This window comes from Pseudomonas sp. GL-RE-29 (genome assembly GCF_019947275.1).
GTDB classification, from domain to species: Bacteria; Pseudomonadota; Gammaproteobacteria; order Pseudomonadales; family Pseudomonadaceae; genus Aquipseudomonas; species Aquipseudomonas fluorescens_A.
In genome coordinates this window covers 1-1,223 of sequence record NZ_JAGYGD010000081.1, presented here as the reverse complement: position 1 = coordinate 1,223, position 1,223 = coordinate 1, and the positions used below count along the sequence as shown (strand labels likewise).

Here is a 1,223-nt window from a genome sequence, read left to right as displayed (position 1 = left end):
TGTAGTGGTTCAGTTTTTTTAAACCATCCCGTAGGAGGATTAAGCCGCCTGTTGCTCGAACAGCGCAGGCGGCAAGTGGTTCGAGGCGGAGTGGCAACGGCGATAGTTGTAATGCGAGATGAATTCCAGCACATCCTTCTCCGCTTCGAAATGATTCTGGTAGCCGTTTTCCGGCATCCAATCGTGCTTCAATGTCCTGAAATAGCGCTCTACCACCGCGTTATCCCAGCAGTTGCCTCGACGGCTCATACTCTGAACGATGCGGCTTTCTGCCAAGTAGGAAACAAATCGATCAGCAGTGTACTGACAGCCTTGGTCTGAGTGGAACAGCAGCTCAGGCATCGGTCGCCGGATAGATACTGCCAACTTCAGCGCTCTTGCAGACAGCTCAGCATCGGCAGTTCGAGAGCACGCCCAGCCCACAATCCTGCGGGAAAACAAATCCATCACCACCGCGAGGTAAAGCCAGCTATTGCCCACTCTGATGTAGGTAATATCGCCTGCCCAAAGCGTGTCTGGCCGGCTTGGATTAAAGCGACGATCAAGTATGTTCGGGGCTACGATCGCCGGCTTCGTGGCGCGGCGATAGTGGGCATAACGTGGTCTGCGTCGGTGCAGGCCAAAGGCATTGATCAAGGTACGCATTCGATAGCGACCAATGAAAACCCCCTCTTTTCTTAACTCTTTGCAAAGCCCGCGAGTACCCAACGCCTCTCGATGTTCCTTATGCAATGCACGAAGTTTGCGCCTCAACCAACGCACTGCAGGCTTCAGTCGCTTGGGTTTTCGCTTTGAGTAATAGCTGCTTCGGGCAATCCCAAGCACTGCGCACATACGCCGAATCGACATCGCACCTTTAACGCCATCAATCATTTGGTTCGAGAGAACAGAACCTTTAGATGAGAGGGCAATTGCTTTTTTAGCACTTGGTTCTCAGCTTCAAGTAGCGCCAGTTTTGCCTGTAGCGACTCGATCAGTTCCTGGTCCTGCAGTCGTGGAGGCTGCGATATCCCGTCCTGCTCCCGGCGCCAACGTGAAACCCAGCGGCGCAAGGCAGTGGGGCCTACTCCCGTTGCTTCACAGGCTTTAGGTACGGAGTAATGCATCTCCACAACCAAGCGAATGGCTTCTGCTTTTTCCTCTGACGTGACAACCCGATAACCCATGATGCTTCCTTAGATCGACGCTCCTACATCATGGTCTAAAAAAATTCGACCGCAACA

General features: G+C 53.0%; 2 protein-coding genes. Both read right to left on the bottom strand.

Going from position 1 to position 1,223, the window contains the following annotated elements:
• Positions 1-39 precede the first annotated feature (39 nt).
• Entirely contained in the window at positions 40-873 is an 834-nt protein-coding gene (locus KGB21_RS29315) for an IS3 family transposase (RefSeq protein WP_223507546.1), read from the bottom strand.
• The gene (locus tag KGB21_RS29310) at positions 870-1,166 is read right to left on the bottom strand and encodes a transposase (RefSeq protein WP_223507545.1); all 297 of its coding nucleotides are present in this window, start codon (positions 1,164-1,166) and stop codon (positions 870-872) included. Before KGB21_RS29310 ends, KGB21_RS29315 begins: the two co-directional genes overlap by 4 nt.
• Positions 1,167-1,223: the final 57 nt, after the last annotated feature.